Genomic DNA, 16,850 nt, shown 5'->3' with positions numbered 1-16,850 from the left:
TCAGCCCAGCCAGACCCGCGCGTTGCGGAACATGCGCTGCCACGGCGAGGCGTCCGGGCTGGCCTCGACCAGCCAGCGCGGCGCCCAGGACATCTGCACGCTGCGCGCGGTGCGCTCGGGGTGCGGCATCATGATGGTGAAGCGCCCGTCCGCCGTGGTCACCCCGGCCAGCCCGCCGGGCGAGCCGTTGGGGTTGAACGGATAGCGCTCGGTGGGCGCACCGTGGTTGTCCACGTGGCGCAGCGCGGCCAGCGCGCCCGCATGGTCCGCCGCGCTGGCAAACACCGCCCTGCCCTCGCCGTGGCTGACCACGATGGGCATGCGGCTGCCGGCCATGCCGGCGAGCAGGATGGAGGGCGATTCCAGCACCTCGGCCATCACGAAGCGCGCCTCGAACTGCTCGCTGCGGTTGCGCTGGAAGGTGGGCCAGTGCTGCGCGCCGGGAATGATGGGCGCCAGGTGGGCCATCATCTGGCAGCCGTTGCACACGCCCAGCGCGAAAGTGTCGGTGCGCTGGAAGAAGGCGGCGAACTGCGCACGCAGCGCCTCGTTGAACAGGATGGACTTGGCCCAGCCCTGCCCCGCGCCCAGCACGTCGCCGTAGGAGAACCCGCCGCACGCGGCCAGGCCGTGGAAGGCGGCCAACTGCACGCGGCCGGCCTGCAGGTCGGACATGTGTACATCCACCGGCGCGAAGCCCGCGCGCTCGAAGGCGGCGGCCATCTCGGCCTGGGAGTTCACCCCCTGCTCGCGCAGCACGGCGACCTTGGGCCGGCTGCCCGTGGCAATGAAGGGCACGGCGACGTCCTCGGTGACGTCGAAGCTGGCGACCACCGACAGGCCGGGGTCGCTGGGGTCGGCCAGCGCGTCGAATTCCTGCTGCACGCTGTCGGCGTCGTCGCGCAGGCGGGCGATGCGGTAGCCGGTTTCCGCCCAGGTCTGCAGCAGTTCGGCGCGCGGCGCGGAAAACAGCAGCTTGCCGTTGCGCCACAGGCGGATTTCGTCGCGCTCGTTGGGCTCGCCGACGAAGTGGTAGCTCAACCCGGCGGCGCGCAATGCGGCGGTGACGCGCTCGCGGTCGGTGCGGCGGATCTGCACGACGGCGCCGAGCTCCTCGGCGAACAGCGCGGCCAGCGCGCTGTCGATGAAGCGGCCCTTGAGGGTGTCCGGCTTCTTTTCCAGGCCGTCCACGTCGTTCATGTGCTCGTCGTAGCTCGCCGTGTCCAGGATCAGCGACACCCCGCAGTGCGCGGCGAAGGCCATTTCCGCCACGGTGGCGAACAGGCCGCCGTCGGAACGGTCGTGGTAGGCCAGCAGCAGATCGTCGCGGCGCAGCTGCTGCACGGCGGCGAAGAAGGCGCGCAGTTGTGCGGGATCGACGTCCGGGGCGTGTTCGCCCACCGAATTCCACGCCTGCGCGAGCACCGAACCGCCCAGGCGGTTGCACCCGTTGCCCAGGTCGATGAGCAGCAGTTCGGTTTCCTGCCCTTCGGGCAACTGCAGCTGCGGCGTGAGCGTGCGGCGCAGGTCGGCGACCGGCGCGAAGGCGGTGGCGATCAGCGACAGCGGGGCCACCACCTGCTTGTCCTCGCCCTCTTCCTGCCAGGCTGTGCGCATCGACAGGGAATCCTTGCCCACCGGAATCGACAGCCCGGCGGCCACGCAGAATTCGGAGACCGCCTGCACGGTGTCGAACAGCTTGGCGTCCTCGCCGCGGAAGCCGGCGGCGGCCATCCAGTTGGCGGATAGTTTCACCAGACCCAGATCAGCGATGTCGGCGGCGGCGATGTTGGTGATCGCCTCGCCGACCGCCATGCGCCCGGAGGCCGGCGCGTCCACGCAGGCCAGCGGCGTGCGCTCGCCCAGGGCGAAGGCCTCGCCGGCAAAGCCGTGGAAGCTCATCGCGGTGACCGCGACATCGGCCACCGGCACCTGCCATGGGCCGACCATCTGGTCGCGCGCGGTCAGCCCGCCCACCGAGCGGTCGCCGATGGTGATCAGGAAGTTCTTGCTGGCCACCGCCGGCATGCGCAGCACGCGGCGGCAGGCCTCGCCCACGTCGATGTCGGTGAGGTCGAAGGGCGGCAGGTGGGTGGCGCGGCGCGACACGTCGCGGGTCATCTTCGGCGGCTTGCCGAGCAGCACCTGCATGTCCATGTCGACCGGGCGGTTAGAGAAATGGCGGTCATTGACCACCAGGCGGCCGTCGGCGCTGGCGGTGCCGAGCACGGCGAACGGGCAGCGTTCGCGCTCGCAGAAGGAGCGGAACAGCGCCAGGTTCTCCGGCGCCACGGCCAGCACGTAGCGTTCCTGGGATTCGTTGGACCAGATCTCGCGCGGGCTCATGCCCGGCTCTTCGATGTGCACCTCGCGCAGTTCGAAGGTGGCGCCCAGCCCGGCGTGGTCGGCCAGTTCCGGCATGGCGTTGGACAGGCCGCCGGCGCCCACGTCGTGAATGGCGATGATGGGGTTGCCGGCACCCTGCTGCCAGCAGGCGTCGATGACTTCCTGGCAGCGCCGCTGGATTTCCGGGTTGCCGCGCTGCACCGAGGCGAAATCGAGGTCGGCGGTGTTGGTGCCGGTGGCCATGCTCGATGCCGCGCCGCCGCCCAGGCCGATCAGCATGCCGGGGCCGCCGAGCTGGATCAGCAGCGTGCCCGGCGGGAAGGTGGGCTTCTCGGCCTGTTCGGCCTGGATGTTGCCCACGCCGCCGGCGATCATGATCGGCTTGTGGTAGCCGCGCACCTCGCCCTGCACGGCCTGCTCGAAGCTGCGGAAGTAGCCGGCCAGGTTGGGGCGGCCGAATTCGTTGTTGAACGCCGCCGCGCCGATCGGTCCCTCGATCATGATGTCGAGCGCCGAGGCGATGCGCTCCGGCTTGCCGTAGGGGCGTTCCCAGGGCTGCGCGAAATCGGGGATCTCCAGGTTGGACACCGAGAAGCCGGCCAGCCCGGCCTTGGGCTTGGAGCCACGCCCGGTGGCGCCCTCGTCGCGGATTTCGCCGCCCGCGCCGGTGGCCGCGCCCGGAAAGGGCGAGATCGCCGTGGGGTGGTTGTGGGTTTCCACCTTGGCGAGGATGTGCGTGGTTTCCTCGCGGTAGCGCCACTGGCCGTCGGCATCCGGGTAGAAGCGCTCGATGCGCGCGCCCTCGATCACCGAGGCGTTGTCCGAATAGGCTACTACGGTGCCCTGCGGATGCGCCTTGTGGGTGTCCTTGATCATGCCGAACAGGCTCTTGCCCATGGTCCGGCCGTCGATCACCCAGTCCGCGTTGAAGATCTTGTGGCGGCAGTGCTCGGAATTGGCCTGCGCGAACATCATCAGTTCGACGTCGGTGGGGTTGCGCCCCATGCGGCCGAAGTTGTCGACCAGGTAGTCGATCTCGTCCTCGGACAGCGCCAGGCCGAGTTCGCCGTTGGCCGCCTCCAACGCGGCGCGCCCGCCGGCCAGGATGTCGACGCTGGTGAGCGGCTGCGGTTCGTAGTGGTAGAACAGCGCCTCGGCGGCATCGGTGTCCGGCAGCACCGATTCGGTCATGCGGTCGTGCAGCAGCGGCAGCACGGCGGCGCCCTGGGCGGCGTCGAGCTCCTTATGCGCCAGGGTGAACGCGGTCCCGCGCTCGATGCGCACGACCTGCTCGAAGCCGCACTGGCGGGCGATGTCGGTGGCCTTGGAAGACCACGGCGAAATGGTGCCCAGACGCGGCACCACCAGCAGCAACTGGCCTTCCGGCGGCGTGGCGCTGTCCGGCCGGGCGCCGAGCAGATCGATCAGGCGTTCACGCCCGGCAGCATCCAGCGGCGCGCAAAGCTCGATGAAGTACCAATGCTCGGCACGTACCCCCTTGCACTTAGGCAGGGCATCGGCGAGCGGACGGGCAAGGCGTTGGAGACGGGATTCGGACAGCGCGGGAGCACCGCGCAGCTTGAGGATTTCGGTCATTTGGGCGACGGGGAGAGGTGGGAACGCGGGCCGTGGCGGCCCGCCGGGGCCGAAAGGCGGGATTATACCCGACCCGGCCCGCTCCCCCGCCGCCGCGCGGCGGACTCAGCGCGAGCCGGCGGCCTGCTGCGTGGCGCCCAGTTCGACCACCTTGGCGTCGTCGACCTCGGCGCGCGCGCGCTCTTCGCCGCTGCGCTCCAGCTTGCCTTCGATGGTGGCCCCGCACTCCATCTGCAACTGGCGGTAGCGGATGTTGCCGGACACCCTGGCCTTGGCCTGCAGTTCGAGGAAATGCTCGACTTCCAGATCACCGGAGATGGCGCCATTGACCACCGCGTCGTAGACCTTGACCCGCCCGGAGATGCCGCCCTTGTCGCTGAGCACCAGCAGGCCGTGCGCGCCGTCCTTGTTGATGACGTTGCCTTCGATGCGCCCATCCACGCGCAGCCCGCCGGAGAACACCACGTCACCGACGATTTCGACGTTGTCGGCGATCAGGCTGGAGAGCTTGGTCACCTCGATGGACTTGCTGGGCTTCTTGCTGCGAAACATCGTGTGCCTCCGGATGAGTGAGCCGGCTCAGTTGGGCTTGCGCGCCCCGTTGGCCTGCGAATTGAAGAATCCGAGCTGATGGTTGAGCTGGCTGACCTGCTCGTTGAGCTGGGTCACCTGGCGCTTCAGCTCCGCGCGGGTGGCGCGTTCCATCTCCAGCTCCATGCGCACGCTGTCCGCCTCGGCGCGCAACTGGCGGTTTTCTTCCTCCAGTTCGGCGACGCGGATAGCCGGCGCGAGCCGGGCTTCGAAATAATGCACGGTTGCGGCGCCGATCGCCCCCAGCACGCCGATCACGAGGAGCACCACGATGGCATTGCGCACCCGGCGGTCGGAGGTCAGATGGAAGCGGGTGGCGGTGAGCTGCCGGGTGGAAAAACGACTGAACAGACCCATCTTGCGCGTTCGTTCAGGAGCCGCTGCGCGCGAGGTACAGGCGAGGATCCACGTAGCTGCCCGCGCGGATCACTTCAAAATGCAGGTGCGGCCCGGTGGACCGCCCGGTGGAGCCGACCAGCGCGATGCGCTGCTGCGGCATGATCAGTTCGCCGGTCTTCACCAGCAGGCGGGAGGCATGGGCGTAGCGGGTGATCAGGCCGTTGCCGTGATCGATCTCGATCATGTAGCCGTAATCGCGGTTGTAGCCCGCGTACTTCACCTTGCCCCCCGCGCTGGCGAGGATGGGCGTGCCCGGCGGCGCGGGAAAGTCGACGCCGGTGTGGCGCGCCAGCCGGCGGGTGAATGGATCCAGGCGGTTGCCGAAGCCGGAGGTGATCGGCCGCCCTTCGACCGGGATGCGGCTCGGGAAGGCCATGTTCTCCAGGTTGCGCTCGGTGGTGACGCGCTCGACCAGGGCGAAGGCGGCGTCGATGCGATCCAGGTGGCGCTCGAGTTCGCTCAGGCCGGTGCCGAAGTCATCGCGCAGCGCGGCCTCGACGGATTGTTCGGCCGCATCGCCGATCGTCTGGCCCAGCGGCGGCACCAGCGGACCGCCGGAAGGCGCCACGGCGGCCTTGCCCGTCGTGTCGGCCGCGGGCACTTTCTTGTCGCCGGCCGCGGCATCGACGCGTTCTTCGAATTCCTTCAGCACGCCGACGCGCTTGGCCAGCATCACCGCCTCGCTTTCCAGGCGGATCAGGCGGCCGGACAATTCCCCGACCCGGTCGACCAGCGCGCGGCCCTCGGGCTGATCGAGCGTCAGGGGTACGGCGGTTTCCGCAACGGCGATCTCGGCCTCCGGCACCGGGGCCTGTGCCATCCGGTAGCCCAGCGCGATGCCCGCCGCGACGGCGACGGTAGCCAGCAGGCAACCGAACACCAGCACACTGCGGGTGCTGACAGTGAGCAATCGGGCCTGCGTCAGGCCTCCTGCAGAAAGAATGACGAACGCCACTCGCTAACCTCCTGAATACCACGCGGGCGCCACTGCCGCCGGCCGGTCGGCATGCCTGGCGCCCACTTTCCGCTCACTCCTGCAAACACGTCACGAACCATTGCGAACCTGCCACTGCGCGGCGATTCGCCTTTGGTTCCAACGCATTTCATTTGTTCAAACAGAAAAACCGCGCCGAGTGTAACACTTTTCGACACTTGAATAATGATTCGCGTCAACAAATGCACAGACGAAAAAGCGGCGACCGAAGTCGCCGCCCATCTGCCCGGAGGCCGCTTACTGCTTGGTGTGCGCGGCCAGCCTGAGCCAGGTATCGACCACCGTGTCGGGATTCAGCGAGATGGTCTGGATGCCCTCGTCCATCAGCCATTCGGCGAAGTCGGCATGGTCGGACGGACCCTGCCCGCAGATCCCCACGTACTTGCCCAGGCGGTTGGCGCTCTGGATGGCCAGCGAGAGCAGCTGCTTGACCGCCGGATCGCGCTCGTCGAAGGCGTGCGCGACCAGGCCGGAATCGCGGTCCAGGCCCAGGGTGAGCTGGGTCAGGTCGTTGGAACCGATGGAGAAGCCGTCGAAATACTCCAGGAAGCGATCCGCCAGCAGCGCGTTGGACGGGATCTCGCACATCATCACCAGCTTGAGGTCGTTCTCGCCGCGCTTCAGGCCGTGCTCGGCGAGCAGGTCCACCACGCCGGCAGCCTCTTCCAAGTTGCGCACGAAGGGGATCATGATCTGCACGTTGGTCAGGCCCAGTTCGTTGCGCACCTTCTTCATCGCCGCCACTTCGAGCTCGAAGCAGTCGCGGAAGCTGTGGGCGATGTAGCGCGAGGCGCCGCGGAAGCCCAGCATGGGGTTCTCTTCCTCGGGTTCGTAGATCTCGCCGCCGAGCAGCTTGCGGTATTCGTTGGACTTGAAGTCCGACATGCGCACGATCACCGGCTTCGGATAGAAGGCGGCGGCGATAGTGGCCACGCCCTCGACCAGTTTCTCGATGAAGAACTGCTTGGGCGTGGCGTAGCCACGCGAGCGGCGGTTGATCTCATCGCGCAGGCTGGCGGGCACCTGGGAGAGTTCCAGGATGGCCTTGGGGTGGATGCCGATCATGTTGTTGATGACGAACTCCAGGCGCGCCAGGCCGACGCCGCCGTTGGGGATCTGCGCGAACTCGAAGGCGAGTTCCGGATTGCCCACGTTCATCATGATCTTCACCGGGATGTCGGGCAGGTTGCCCATGTCGGTGGTGATGACCTCGAAGTCCAGCTTGCCGCGATACACGTAGCCGGTATCGCCTTCCGCGCAGGAGGCGGTGACGGATTCGCCCTCCTCCAGCACCTCGGTGGCGTTGCCGCAGCCGACGATGGCGGGAATGCCCAGCTCGCGGGCGATGATCGCCGCGTGGCAGGTGCGCCCGCCGCGGTTGGTGACGATGGCGGCGGCGCGCTTCATCACCGGCTCCCAGTTCGGATCGGTCATGTCGGTGACCAGGATGTCGCCCGGCTGCACGCGGTTCATCTCGGAGGCATCGGCCACCACGCGCACCGTGCCGGCGCCGATCTTCTGGCCGATGGCGCGGCCGTGGGCGAGCGCCTTGCCGTACTGCTTGAGGCGGTACTTTTCCATCACCAGGCCGCTGTCCTGGCTCTTCACGGTTTCCGGGCGCGCCTGCAGGATGTACAGCTTGCCATCCACGCCGTCCTTGCCCCACTCGATGTCCATCGGGCGGCCGTAGTGCTGCTCGATGATCACCGCGTAGCGGGCGAGTTCCAGCACGTCCTCGTCGGTCAGCGAGAAGCGGTTGCGGTCCGTTTCCGGCACATCCACGGTACGCACCGACTTGCCGGCCACGGCCTTGTCGGCGAACACCATCTTGATCAGCTTGGAGCCGATGTTGCGGCGCACCACGGCGGGCTTGCCCAGCGCCAGGGTGGGCTTGTGCACGTAGAACTCGTCCGGGTTCACCGCGCCCTGCACCACGGTCTCGCCCAGGCCGTAGGAGGCGGTGATGAACACCACGTCGGAAAAGCCGGATTCGGTGTCGATGGTGAACATCACCCCGGAGGCGCCGCTGTCGGAGCGCACCATGCGCTGCACGCCGGCCGACAGGGCCACGTCGGCATGGGCGAAGCCCTTGTGCACGCGGTAGGAAATGGCGCGGTCGTTGTACAGCGAGGCGAACACTTCCTTCATCGCGTGCAGGATGTTCTCGAAGCCGTGGATGTTCAGGAAGGTTTCCTGCTGGCCGGCGAAGGAGGCGTCCGGCAGATCCTCGGCGGTGGCCGAGGAACGCACCGCGAAGCTGCCCTCGCCCTCGGCGGTGATGGCCTCGTAGGCGGCGCGGATCTCGTTTTCCAGCTGCGCCGGGAAGGGTGTGTCGACGATCCACTGGCGGATCTGCGCGCCGGCGCGCGCCAGGGCATCCACGTCATCCACGTTCAGCGTGTCGAGCGCCGCCTTGATGCGCTCGGCCAGGCCGCCGTGCGCGAGGAACTCGCGGTACGCGTCGGCGGTGGTGGCGAAACCGCCCGGCACGCGCACGCTGGACGGGAGCTGGCTGATCATTTCACCCAGGCTGGCGTTCTTGCCGCCGACCTGTTCCACGTCGGTCATGCGCAGCTCGGTGAAAGGGATGACGTAGCGAGTCATGGAATGGCCTTCCGAAATTGTTGGGGAGAAAGCAAAATAGAATTTTAGCGAATTTTGCTGCTGTGCCGCACGCACGGGTTTGCCCCAATGCAACGCTGGCGCCCGGCAGCCCCGCCCGGAAACCATGACCAACCTTCCCGTCCGCACCGCCTTCTTCATCTCCGACGGTACCGGCATCACCTCCGAAACCCTGGGCCACAGCCTGCTCGCGCAGTTTCCCGAGGTCCGCTTCCGCCAGGTGCGCATCCCCTTCGTCGACGATCTGGACAAGGCCATCGACTGCGCCCAGCAGATCCGCGAGGCCGCGCAGCGCGACGGCGTGCGCCCGATCGTCTTCAGCACCCTGGTCAATCCGCTCACCGTGGACGGCCTGCGCCAGGCCGACGCGTTGTTCATCGACCTATTCGAGCAGTTCGTCGGCCCGCTGGAGACCGAGCTGGGCCAGCGCTCCACCCACGCCGTGGGACGTTTCCATGGCATCGCCGACAGCAGCGACTACAAGAACCGCATCGAGGCCATCAACTTCGCCATGGCCCACGACGACGGCGTGTCGTCGGACGGCGAACTGGCCGAGGCCGACGTGATCCTGGTCGGCGTGTCGCGCTCCGGCAAGACGCCCACCAGCCTCTATCTGGCCATGCAGTTCGGCGTCAAGGCGGCCAACTATCCACTGATTCCGGAAGACTTCGAGCGCAACAAGCTGCCCGGCGAACTGCACCACTACCGCGCCAAGCTGTTCGGCCTGACCATCTCCCCGGAACGCCTCTCGCAGATCCGCCAGGAACGCCGCCCCAACAGCCGCTACGCCTCGCTGGAAAACTGCCGTTACGAAATCGATGCCGCGCAGAAGCTGATGCGCCGCGAGAACATCCGCTGGCTGGACTCGACCACCAAGTCGATCGAGGAAATCTCCGCCACGATCCTGCAGGCCGTGCGCCTGAACCGCCCGGGCTACTGAGCCACCACCACCGCACACGAGACGACCACAATGAAAAGAACACGCCTGAAGCGCCGCGGCGGCCTGCCGCGCGCCGCCGAGCAGCTCATCTGGCAAGCCACCGGCCTCGCCCAGTCCGGCAGCCGTACCGAGGACCGCTACTGGGCCGCCCGCCTGTCCGAGCGCATCGACGCCCTGCTCGCCGACGACGAGGAAGACCTGCTCAACGACGCGCTCGACCACTTGTACGGCGCCGACCCAAGCGCCTACGACGAACTCGCCGATTTCGTCGAATCGCGCGCCGAGGCCGCCCCGGGGCTGTCCGCCGAGCACGACGTGCTGCTGATCGCCGCGCCGGTGCTGGCCTGGTCGCGCTACCGCATCCCGGCCGGCCCCGTTCCCGCCGCCGCGCTCGCCAACCTGCGCGTGCATCTGCAGGCCCACGTGCTGGCCGACGGCGTGCGCCTCGCGCTGGCCGACTTCCTGTTCAGTCCCGACCAGTTGCCGCAGGGCTATTGCGCCACCGCCCGGGTCACCGCCGAACTGGGCGCCGCCGCGCTGGACGGGCACGATCTGCGCATCGCCACCGACGACATACCGGAAACCGCGTACTTCCTCTCCGACACCCGTTACCTGCTGGGCGCCGTGGCCGTACCGCGCGGCCAGCCCCTGTTCCGCTGGCAGGAAGGCGACGGCAACCGCGAGCAGGCACTGGCCCAATGGCGCGCCCAGGGCGGCGCCTGCCTGAATCCGCTGCTGCCCGGCTGCGCGCAGGAAATCGTGCTGCCCGACGCCTACTTCGCCGCCTGCCGGCAGGCCGACACCGCCAGCCGCCCCTATTCGGTACGCGCCTCGGTGGCCTTCCTGGGCACCGCGCTGGACGCCCCGGCGGCCCGCCTGCGCGCGGTCATCGCGCCCTTCCACGAGCGCGAGCTGGAGGAATACCGCATCGGCTTCACCGTGCAGGGCAGCGAGCAGGTGGTGCATGGCGTGGTGTGGCCGCTGCTCGGCGCCGAGGACGAGACCACCGACTGCGTGGCGCAGATCGACGCGGTGCTGCGCGAGTGCGGCGTCACCGACATCGTGAACCTGGAACACGGCTTCCCGGTCGAATACTGCGACGACTGCGGCGCGCCGATGTACCCGTCCCCCGACGGCGAGGCGGTGCACGCCGAACTGCCCGAGGAAGGCACCGAGCACATCCCCCGGCACCTGCATTGAGGCGGGCGGCCGGCGTCACGAGGAGATGCGCATGACCCGCGAGACCGACCGGCCGGACGCCGAATGGCGTGCCCGGCTCAGCCCCGAGCAATACCGCGTGACCCGCGAGAAGGGCACCGAGCGCCCGTTCACCGGTGAATACTGGGACCGCTGGGACGCAGGCACCTATGCCTGCGTGTGCTGCGGCGCGCCGCTGTTCCGCTCCGAACACAAGTTCGATGCCGGCTGTGGCTGGCCGAGCTTCTGGACGGCGGCCGAGGCGGACAACCTGCGCACCGCCGAGGACCACAGCCACTTCATGGAACGCACCGAAGTGCTGTGCCGGCAATGCGGCGCCCACCTCGGCCACGTGTTCGAGGATGGCCCGCAGCCCACCGGCCTGCGCTACTGCATCAACTCGGCCGCGTTGAACCTGCGGGCGGACGACGCCCCCGCCAAGGACTGAAACCGCGCCCCGCCCGGCACTACAGCCGCGCGACGAAGCGCGCGATGGCCTCGATGACCGCCGCCGGCTGATCGCGCTGCGGCGAATGGCCGCAATCCTCCAGCGCCAGCAACGCTGCATCGCCCACCCGCTCGGCGATCACCTCGATCTGGCGCAGCGTGGCGTATTCGTCGTCGCGCCCCTGGATCGCCAGCACCGGACAGGCGATGCGCGGCAGGCAGTCCTCGATGTTCCAAGCGCGGAATTCCGCCGACAGCCAGGTATCGTTCCAACTCAGGAACACCCGCTCCGGGTCGGCGTGGTAGCGTCCCAGGCGCGTGCGCAGATCGGTCGTCGCCCAGGCTGCGCGCGCCGCGCGGATGCCGGCCAGGGTTTCCTCCTCGACGAATTCGTGCGGCGCCATGACCACCAGCCCGCGTACCGTGCGGCCCGCGTCGGCGGCATGCAGCAGCGCGATCGAGCCGCCGTCGGAATGCCCCACCAGCACCGGCGCGTCGATCTCCAGCGCATCGAGCAGTTCGGGCAGCACGCGCAGGGCCTCGACGTGCAGATAGTCCGCCGTGCGCGGCGCCTCGCCGCCGGTGGAACGCCCGTAGCCCTGGCGCGAATACACCAGCGCCGCGCAGCCGGTGGCCGCCGCCACCCGCGCGGGAAAATCCCGCCACATGTCCACGCAGCCCAGCCCTTCGTGGAGGAACACCAGCACCGGCGCGCCCGCACGCGCCTCGCCGATCCAGCGCGTCTCCAGCAGATGGCCGCCGGCCTCGACGAAGCGGCCCCCCGGCGTTTCCGCCTTGCTCAAGGCGTACCCTCGCCGAGCAGGAAATCCCTCACCAGGGCGATCTGCGCATCGTCCATCAATACCGGAGCATGGCCCACGCCCTCGATTTCCACGATGCGCGCACGCGGTCCGCGCTCGCTCATCGCCTGTAGCGTGGAAGCCTCCAGCAGATCGGACTGCGCGCCGCGGATGGCCAGGGTGGGACAGCGGATGGCGTCGTACACCTTCCACAGATCCACATCCAGCAGCACCGGCGCCAGGCGGAAGAGGTCACCGATTCCCGGGTCGTAGACCATGGCGTACGCACCGTCCTCCCCTGCGCGCACGGTATGCTCGGTGAGATGGCGCCACTGCGCGTCGGTGAGCGGGCCGAAGGGCGCGCTGACCTTGCGGATGTAGGCTTCCGCCTCGTCCATCGAGGGAAAGCGCGGCGCGTTGCCCACGTACTGGCCGATGCGCCGCAGCGAGGACGCGGTGATCACCGGCCCCACGTCGTTGAGCACCAGCCGGGCGATCGGGCTGTACGGACGGCTGGCGATCAGCATGCCGATCAGCCCGCCCATCGAAGTGCCCACCCAATCCACGCTCTCCACGTCCAGCCGCGCGATCAGCGTGATCATGTCTGCCACGTAGACTGGAAAACCGTAGTCGTCCTTGTTCTCCAGCCAGTCGCTGCGGCCGCGCCCGACCACGTCCGGGCATACCACGCGGTACTCGCCGGCGAGCGAGCGGGCCAGTTCATCGAAATCCCGCCCGTTGCGCGTCAGCCCATGCACGCACATCAGCACGCGCGGGTTGTGCGGGTCGCCCCACTCGCCATAGACCATGCGGTGCAGGCCATTCGGCCCCATGCACAGCACCGATCTCTCGCGGCGTTCATGGCGCGCGGGAGCCGCTGCCGGGGCGGGCGGCGGAGACGGCGCCGGAACGGGTTCGGCAACGGGCGCCGGCTGCGGAACGCTTTCGGGCACGGGCGCTGGCGCGGGAACGACGGTCGGGTCGGGAACGGGGGTGGGCGCCGTGGTGGGCACGGGCGTCGGAGCCGGTGCGAAGAACCGGCGGATGCGGGACAGCAGGCTCATGGGGCAATCAACCGAAGAACGACCTCCCCAGTCTATCAGCGTCCGTGCCAGTAGCGCGCCCGGCGCTCGCGTTCCGCCTCCAGGCGCACGCCCGCGGCATCCACGCGCACCTCGATGGCGCCCTGCGCATCGGTACGCCAGCCGCGCGTTCCAGCCGCCGCCCAGCGCGCCCAGACCTCCGCATGCGGATGCCGATAGGGGTTGCGGTAGCCCACCGAATAGATCACCTCGCGCGCGCCCACGGCGGCCACCAGCGCGGGGGTCGATGAGGTCCTGCTGCCATGGTGCGGCGCCACCACCACGTCGCCGGCCAAGTGTCCGTCCGCGCGCGCCAGCAACTCGGACTCGGCGCCGCGTTCGATGTCGCCGGGGATCAGCAGCGTACCGCCCTCCGCCTCGATGCGCAGCACGCAGGCATTGTCGTTCTCGCGCCGCGCGCGCTGCCCGGGGCGCGGATGCAGCACCTCGAAACGCACCCCGTCCCACATCCAGCGCTCGCCCAGCGCGCAGGCACGCAGGGCAGGATGGCCACGGGCTTCCAGCGCATGTCCCGGCGCCAGGCTGGCGAGCAGCAGGTCGGCGCCCGGCCCGTCCAGCACGCTGCCCGCGCCGCCGGCATGGTCGGCGTCGCCATGGCTGACCAGCAGCATGTCCAGGCGGCGCACCCCGCGCGCCTGCAGATACGGCACCACCACCCGCTCGCCGGCATCGGTGGCGCCATACGACGGCCCCGCATCCGCCAGCAGGTCGTGCGTGGCGGTCTGCACATGGATGGCCTGTCCCTGGCCGACGTCCAGCACTGTGGCGACGAAACCGCCCGGCGGCGGGCGCGGCGGACTCCAGGCCAGCAGCGGCACCAGGGCCAGCGAGGCGGCGAAGCGGCCCGGCGTGCCGCGCGGCAGCAGCAGCCAGCCCGCCGCCCCCGCGCCCAGCGCCACCAGCCAGCCCGGCGGCGCAGCCTGCTGCCAGACGCCGAGCGGCGAAACGGCCAGCCATTCCAGGCCGCGCAACAGCATGCCGGCCAGCCACCCCGCCGCATGCAGCAAAGCATCCACCGGCACCAGCGCGGCGGCCAGCGCCAGCGGGGTGATGACGAAGCTGACCAGCGGAATCGCCAGCGCGTTGGCCAGTGGCGAGAGCAGCGAGAAGGACTGGAAAAGCAGCAACAGGGCGGGAATCAGCCCGAGCGTGATGGCCAGTTGCACACGCGTGGCCGCCCACCACGCCGGCCCCGTGGACAAGCGTCCGCCCAGCACCAGCAGGATGATGCCCACGGCCAGGAAGGACAGCCAGAATCCGGGCGCCAGCACCGCCCAGGGATCGACCAGCAGCACCGCCAGCAAGGCCAGCGCCAACACCCGGCCGGCGGCCGCCTCGCGGCCGCGCAGCAGGGCCAGCACCACCACGGCGAGCATGATCAGTGCGCGCTGCACCGGCACCTCCATGCCCGCCAGCAAGGCATATCCCGTGGCCGCCAGCAGGCCGGCGAGGGCCGCCACCCGCCGCGTCGGCACGCGCAGCGGCAACCCGGGCAGATGGCGCCACAGCAAGGCGGCCAGCCCGCCGACCAGCAGCGCCACCAGCGAGACGTGTCCACCCGAGATGACCATCAGGTGCGTCACGCCGGTACGGCGGAACACTTCCCATTGTCCGGACGGAATCGCGTGCTGCTCGCCGGTCACCAGGGCGGTGACGATGCCGGTTTGCGGCGCGTCGCCGAGCACCCGTGCGAAACGCTCGCCGATGGCCGCGCGGCTGCGGTGGATCGCGGCGGACACGCCGCCGGCATCGGCGCCAAGCAGTCGGTTGTCGCCCGCCGCGCGCACGTAGCCGGTGGCGCGCAGGCCACGCGCCAGCAGCCAGGCCTCGTAGTCGAAGCCATGGGGATTCACCGAACCGTGCGGCCGTTTCAGGCGGACGGTGAACCGCCAGCGCTCGCCGGCACGCGGAAGCGGCGGCGCGGCGTCCTCACCGCGCCCGGCATACCAGGCCAGCTGGACCCGGCGCGGCACCGGCGCGTCGGCCTTCTCCACTTCCAGGACGAAGCGCACGCCGCGCTCGAAACGCCGTGGCAACCCGTCCACCACGCCGCTGAGCCGCACATCCACGCCTTCGTACTGCATCGGCAAAACATCCGCCAGCCGCCATTCCGCCCGCCAGCCGGCCCACAGCACCCCGGCCAGCGCCGCCGCGAGGCACAGCACGAGGCGCCCGCCCGGCCGGCACGCCAGCCGCCAGGCAAGCAGAAAGCCGCCCACGGCAACCAGCGCCCCGCCCGCCAGCCAGCGCGGCGGCGGCAACGCGGGCAGTTGCTGGAACAGCCAGACCCCCAGAGCGAACGACAGGATGGCGACACGCATGGACGCGTATCATGACTTCGGAATAATCCGGAGTGCAAGCCGGGCAGCTTCAGCAGCGCGTCTCGACGATCCGCCCCTGCTCATCGGTATGCCGCAGGACGGCGGCCCGGCGGCGCAGATCGACCTCCAGCCAACAGCTGTGCCGCCCTGCCCGCCAGCCCATCGACAAGGCATCGTCGGCGCTGTACGCCAACTCGAAAGTGCCACCAAAGGCCGGATGGGTGGAGCGCAACGCCATCAGCCGCAGCAGGCGGCGTACGGTGGGCGTGTGCAAGGCCCCGGCGGCCTCTTCGGCAGTGTAGTAATGCCGGTTGATCTCGCGCGCCTCGCCGGTGCGGCGCAGCAGCGCGTCGTCGTTGGAGCCGGCCAGCAGGCCGACGTAATAGACCTGCGGAATGCCCGGCGTGAAGAACTGGATGGCGCGCGCGCACAGATAGGCATCCGCATCGCGCCGCAGCGCGTCGAAGAAGGTACAGGTGAGCTGGTAGATGGCGCCCACGCTGTGCACGGCATCGCCCTGCCGGCGCAGCACGGGGCTGGCGCTGCGCGCGGAAACGTCCTGTATCAGCGCCTCCAGATCGGCAGGCGGCAGCAGCCCCTCGGCGTCGGGAATGCAGATGCCGTCATGCGTGTCGAGCACGGTGATCTGGTTGTGCGGACACATGCGCAGCCAGGCCTTGAGCTGGCGTGCGTCGCCGCACGACAGGGCGTGCAGCACGAGCGGCGGCAGCGCGAAGCCGTAGGCCCACATGCCGCGCCGGGCAATGGCGTGCTGCCAGCTCGGATGGTCATGCACCTCGGGGAGGATGTCCACGCCGTGGCCGGCGGCGGTGGCGCGAAACCACTCCAGGATGCGCCACACCTCGGGTTCCACCAGGAAGCAACTGGTGCCGATCTGCTTGGTGGTGTAGCCGAAGGCGTCCAGGCGCAGCAGCTTGACGCCGTGCCCGGCGAGCGCGGCGATGTTGTCCGCCATCAGGCGATACACCGCCTCGCTGCGGTAATCCAGATCGATCTGGCGCTCGGTGAAGGTGCACCACACCCGTCCGTGCGTACCGTCGGCGAAAACGATCTCGCGAAAGGGCTCCTTCTCCTTGCGGATATGGATGCGCGCCAGCTCCTCCGGACCAATGGGGCCCAGCGCATCCACATCGACGAACAGCGCGGCATGCGGCGAGGCCCGCCCGTGGCGCAGGTAATCCTGGAACTCGGGGGAATCGTCGGCGAGATGGTTGAGCACCAGGTCCAGGCACAGATCGCGCCCGGCGGCGAGACGCTCCACGTCGGCCCAGGTGCCGTACGCGGGATCGATCTCGCGATGGGTCAGCGGCGAGAAGCCGCCGTCGGCATTGGAGGGAAACGGCGGCAGCAGGTGAATGCCACCCACCGCATTGCCCAGCAGATCAACGAAATCCCCCAGGTCGGCCAGCCCCCGACCGATACGGTTGGGGTAGGCGATCAACTGGACGGCGTTGGCAAGCGGCATGCAGGCCG

The 16,850-nt window shown here is 69.3% G+C and carries 12 protein-coding genes; 3 read left to right on the top strand and 9 right to left on the bottom strand.

The window, feature by feature from the left end; all coding sequences use genetic code 11:
* From purL to ppsA, 5 genes are all read right to left on the bottom strand, one after another.
* Positions 1 to 3,942, bottom strand: coding sequence for a phosphoribosylformylglycinamidine synthase (gene purL, locus E6C76_RS01605; protein WP_136346518.1), 3,942 nt, complete (start codon positions 3,940 to 3,942; stop codon positions 1 to 3).
* Between the two features lie 105 nt (positions 3,943 to 4,047).
* The gene (locus E6C76_RS01600; RefSeq protein ID WP_136346517.1) at positions 4,048 to 4,494 is read right to left on the bottom strand and encodes a bactofilin family protein; all 447 of its coding nucleotides are present in this window, start codon (positions 4,492 to 4,494) and stop codon (positions 4,048 to 4,050) included.
* A gap of 27 nt (positions 4,495 to 4,521) precedes the next feature.
* Positions 4,522 to 4,890 carry a guided entry of tail-anchored proteins factor 1 gene (locus E6C76_RS01595; RefSeq protein WP_136346516.1) on the bottom strand — a complete coding sequence of 123 codons (369 nt, stop codon included), beginning with the start codon at positions 4,888 to 4,890 and terminating at the stop codon, positions 4,522 to 4,524.
* A 13-nt stretch (positions 4,891 to 4,903) separates the two neighbouring features.
* Entirely contained in the window at positions 4,904 to 5,842 is a 939-nt protein-coding gene (locus E6C76_RS01590; protein ID WP_230976125.1) for a M23 family metallopeptidase, read from the bottom strand.
* A 321-nt stretch (positions 5,843 to 6,163) separates the two neighbouring features.
* Positions 6,164 to 8,530, bottom strand: coding sequence for a phosphoenolpyruvate synthase (ppsA, locus tag E6C76_RS01585; RefSeq protein ID WP_136346514.1), 2,367 nt, complete (start codon positions 8,528 to 8,530; stop codon positions 6,164 to 6,166).
* Between the two features lie 124 nt (positions 8,531 to 8,654).
* Between ppsA and ppsR the strand changes: the two genes are divergently transcribed.
* Genes ppsR through msrB form a run of 3 tightly spaced genes read left to right on the top strand, consistent with a single transcriptional unit; the run spans position 8,655 to position 11,133 of the window.
* Complete coding sequence (gene ppsR / locus E6C76_RS01580; protein ID WP_136346513.1) at positions 8,655 to 9,488, top strand: posphoenolpyruvate synthetase regulatory kinase/phosphorylase PpsR; 834 nt, start codon at positions 8,655 to 8,657, stop codon at positions 9,486 to 9,488.
* A gap of 30 nt (positions 9,489 to 9,518) precedes the next feature.
* The gene (locus E6C76_RS01575) at positions 9,519 to 10,688 is read left to right on the top strand and encodes a DUF2863 family protein (protein ID WP_136346512.1); all 1,170 of its coding nucleotides are present in this window, start codon (positions 9,519 to 9,521) and stop codon (positions 10,686 to 10,688) included.
* Between the two features lie 31 nt (positions 10,689 to 10,719).
* Entirely contained in the window at positions 10,720 to 11,133 is a 414-nt protein-coding gene (gene msrB / locus E6C76_RS01570) for a peptide-methionine (R)-S-oxide reductase MsrB (protein WP_136346511.1), read from the top strand.
* Positions 11,134 to 11,152: 19 nt separating this feature from the next.
* Here msrB and E6C76_RS01565 read toward each other — a convergent pair whose 3' ends face one another.
* Genes E6C76_RS01565 through gtfA form a run of 4 tightly spaced genes read right to left on the bottom strand, consistent with a single transcriptional unit; the run spans position 11,153 to position 16,842 of the window.
* Entirely contained in the window at positions 11,153 to 11,935 is a 783-nt protein-coding gene (locus E6C76_RS01565) for an alpha/beta fold hydrolase (protein WP_230976124.1), read from the bottom strand.
* Positions 11,932 to 12,996 carry an alpha/beta fold hydrolase gene (locus E6C76_RS01560; RefSeq protein WP_136346510.1) on the bottom strand — a complete coding sequence of 355 codons (1,065 nt, stop codon included), beginning with the start codon at positions 12,994 to 12,996 and terminating at the stop codon, positions 11,932 to 11,934. The genes E6C76_RS01565 and E6C76_RS01560 overlap by 4 nt, the downstream gene beginning before the upstream one ends.
* A 35-nt stretch (positions 12,997 to 13,031) precedes the next feature.
* On the bottom strand, positions 13,032 to 15,356 hold the full coding sequence (locus tag E6C76_RS01555) for a DNA internalization-related competence protein ComEC/Rec2 (protein ID WP_136346509.1): 2,325 nt from the start codon (positions 15,354 to 15,356) through the stop codon (positions 13,032 to 13,034).
* A 49-nt stretch (positions 15,357 to 15,405) separates the two neighbouring features.
* Positions 15,406 to 16,842, bottom strand: coding sequence for a sucrose phosphorylase (gtfA, locus tag E6C76_RS01550; RefSeq protein ID WP_136346508.1), 1,437 nt, complete (start codon positions 16,840 to 16,842; stop codon positions 15,406 to 15,408).
* Positions 16,843 to 16,850 lie beyond the last annotated feature (8 nt).

It is taken from the genome of Pseudothauera nasutitermitis (genome assembly GCF_004801295.1).
Lineage (GTDB): Bacteria > Pseudomonadota > Gammaproteobacteria > Burkholderiales > Rhodocyclaceae > Pseudothauera > Pseudothauera nasutitermitis.
The sequence above is the reverse complement of the archived record's forward strand: the minus strand, read 5'-3'. Positions and strand labels throughout refer to the sequence as shown.

Coding starts and splice junctions, on each gene's coding strand:
- ppsR (WP_136346513.1), top strand. CDS start 8,655: ATGACCAACCTTCCCGTCCGCACCGCCTTCTTCATCTCCGACGGTACC.
- E6C76_RS01595 (WP_136346516.1), bottom strand. CDS start 4,890: ATGGGTCTGTTCAGTCGTTTTTCCACCCGGCAGCTCACCGCCACCCGC.
- E6C76_RS01555 (WP_136346509.1), bottom strand. CDS start 15,356: ATGCGTGTCGCCATCCTGTCGTTCGCTCTGGGGGTCTGGCTGTTCCAG.
- ppsA (WP_136346514.1), bottom strand. CDS start 8,530: ATGACTCGCTACGTCATCCCTTTCACCGAGCTGCGCATGACCGACGTG.
- msrB (WP_136346511.1), top strand. CDS start 10,720: ATGACCCGCGAGACCGACCGGCCGGACGCCGAATGGCGTGCCCGGCTC.
- gtfA (WP_136346508.1), bottom strand. CDS start 16,842: ATGCCGCTTGCCAACGCCGTCCAGTTGATCGCCTACCCCAACCGTATC.
- E6C76_RS01560 (WP_136346510.1), bottom strand. CDS start 12,996: ATGAGCCTGCTGTCCCGCATCCGCCGGTTCTTCGCACCGGCTCCGACG.
- purL (WP_136346518.1), bottom strand. CDS start 3,942: ATGACCGAAATCCTCAAGCTGCGCGGTGCTCCCGCGCTGTCCGAATCC.
- E6C76_RS01600 (WP_136346517.1), bottom strand. CDS start 4,494: ATGTTTCGCAGCAAGAAGCCCAGCAAGTCCATCGAGGTGACCAAGCTC.
- E6C76_RS01575 (WP_136346512.1), top strand. CDS start 9,519: ATGAAAAGAACACGCCTGAAGCGCCGCGGCGGCCTGCCGCGCGCCGCC.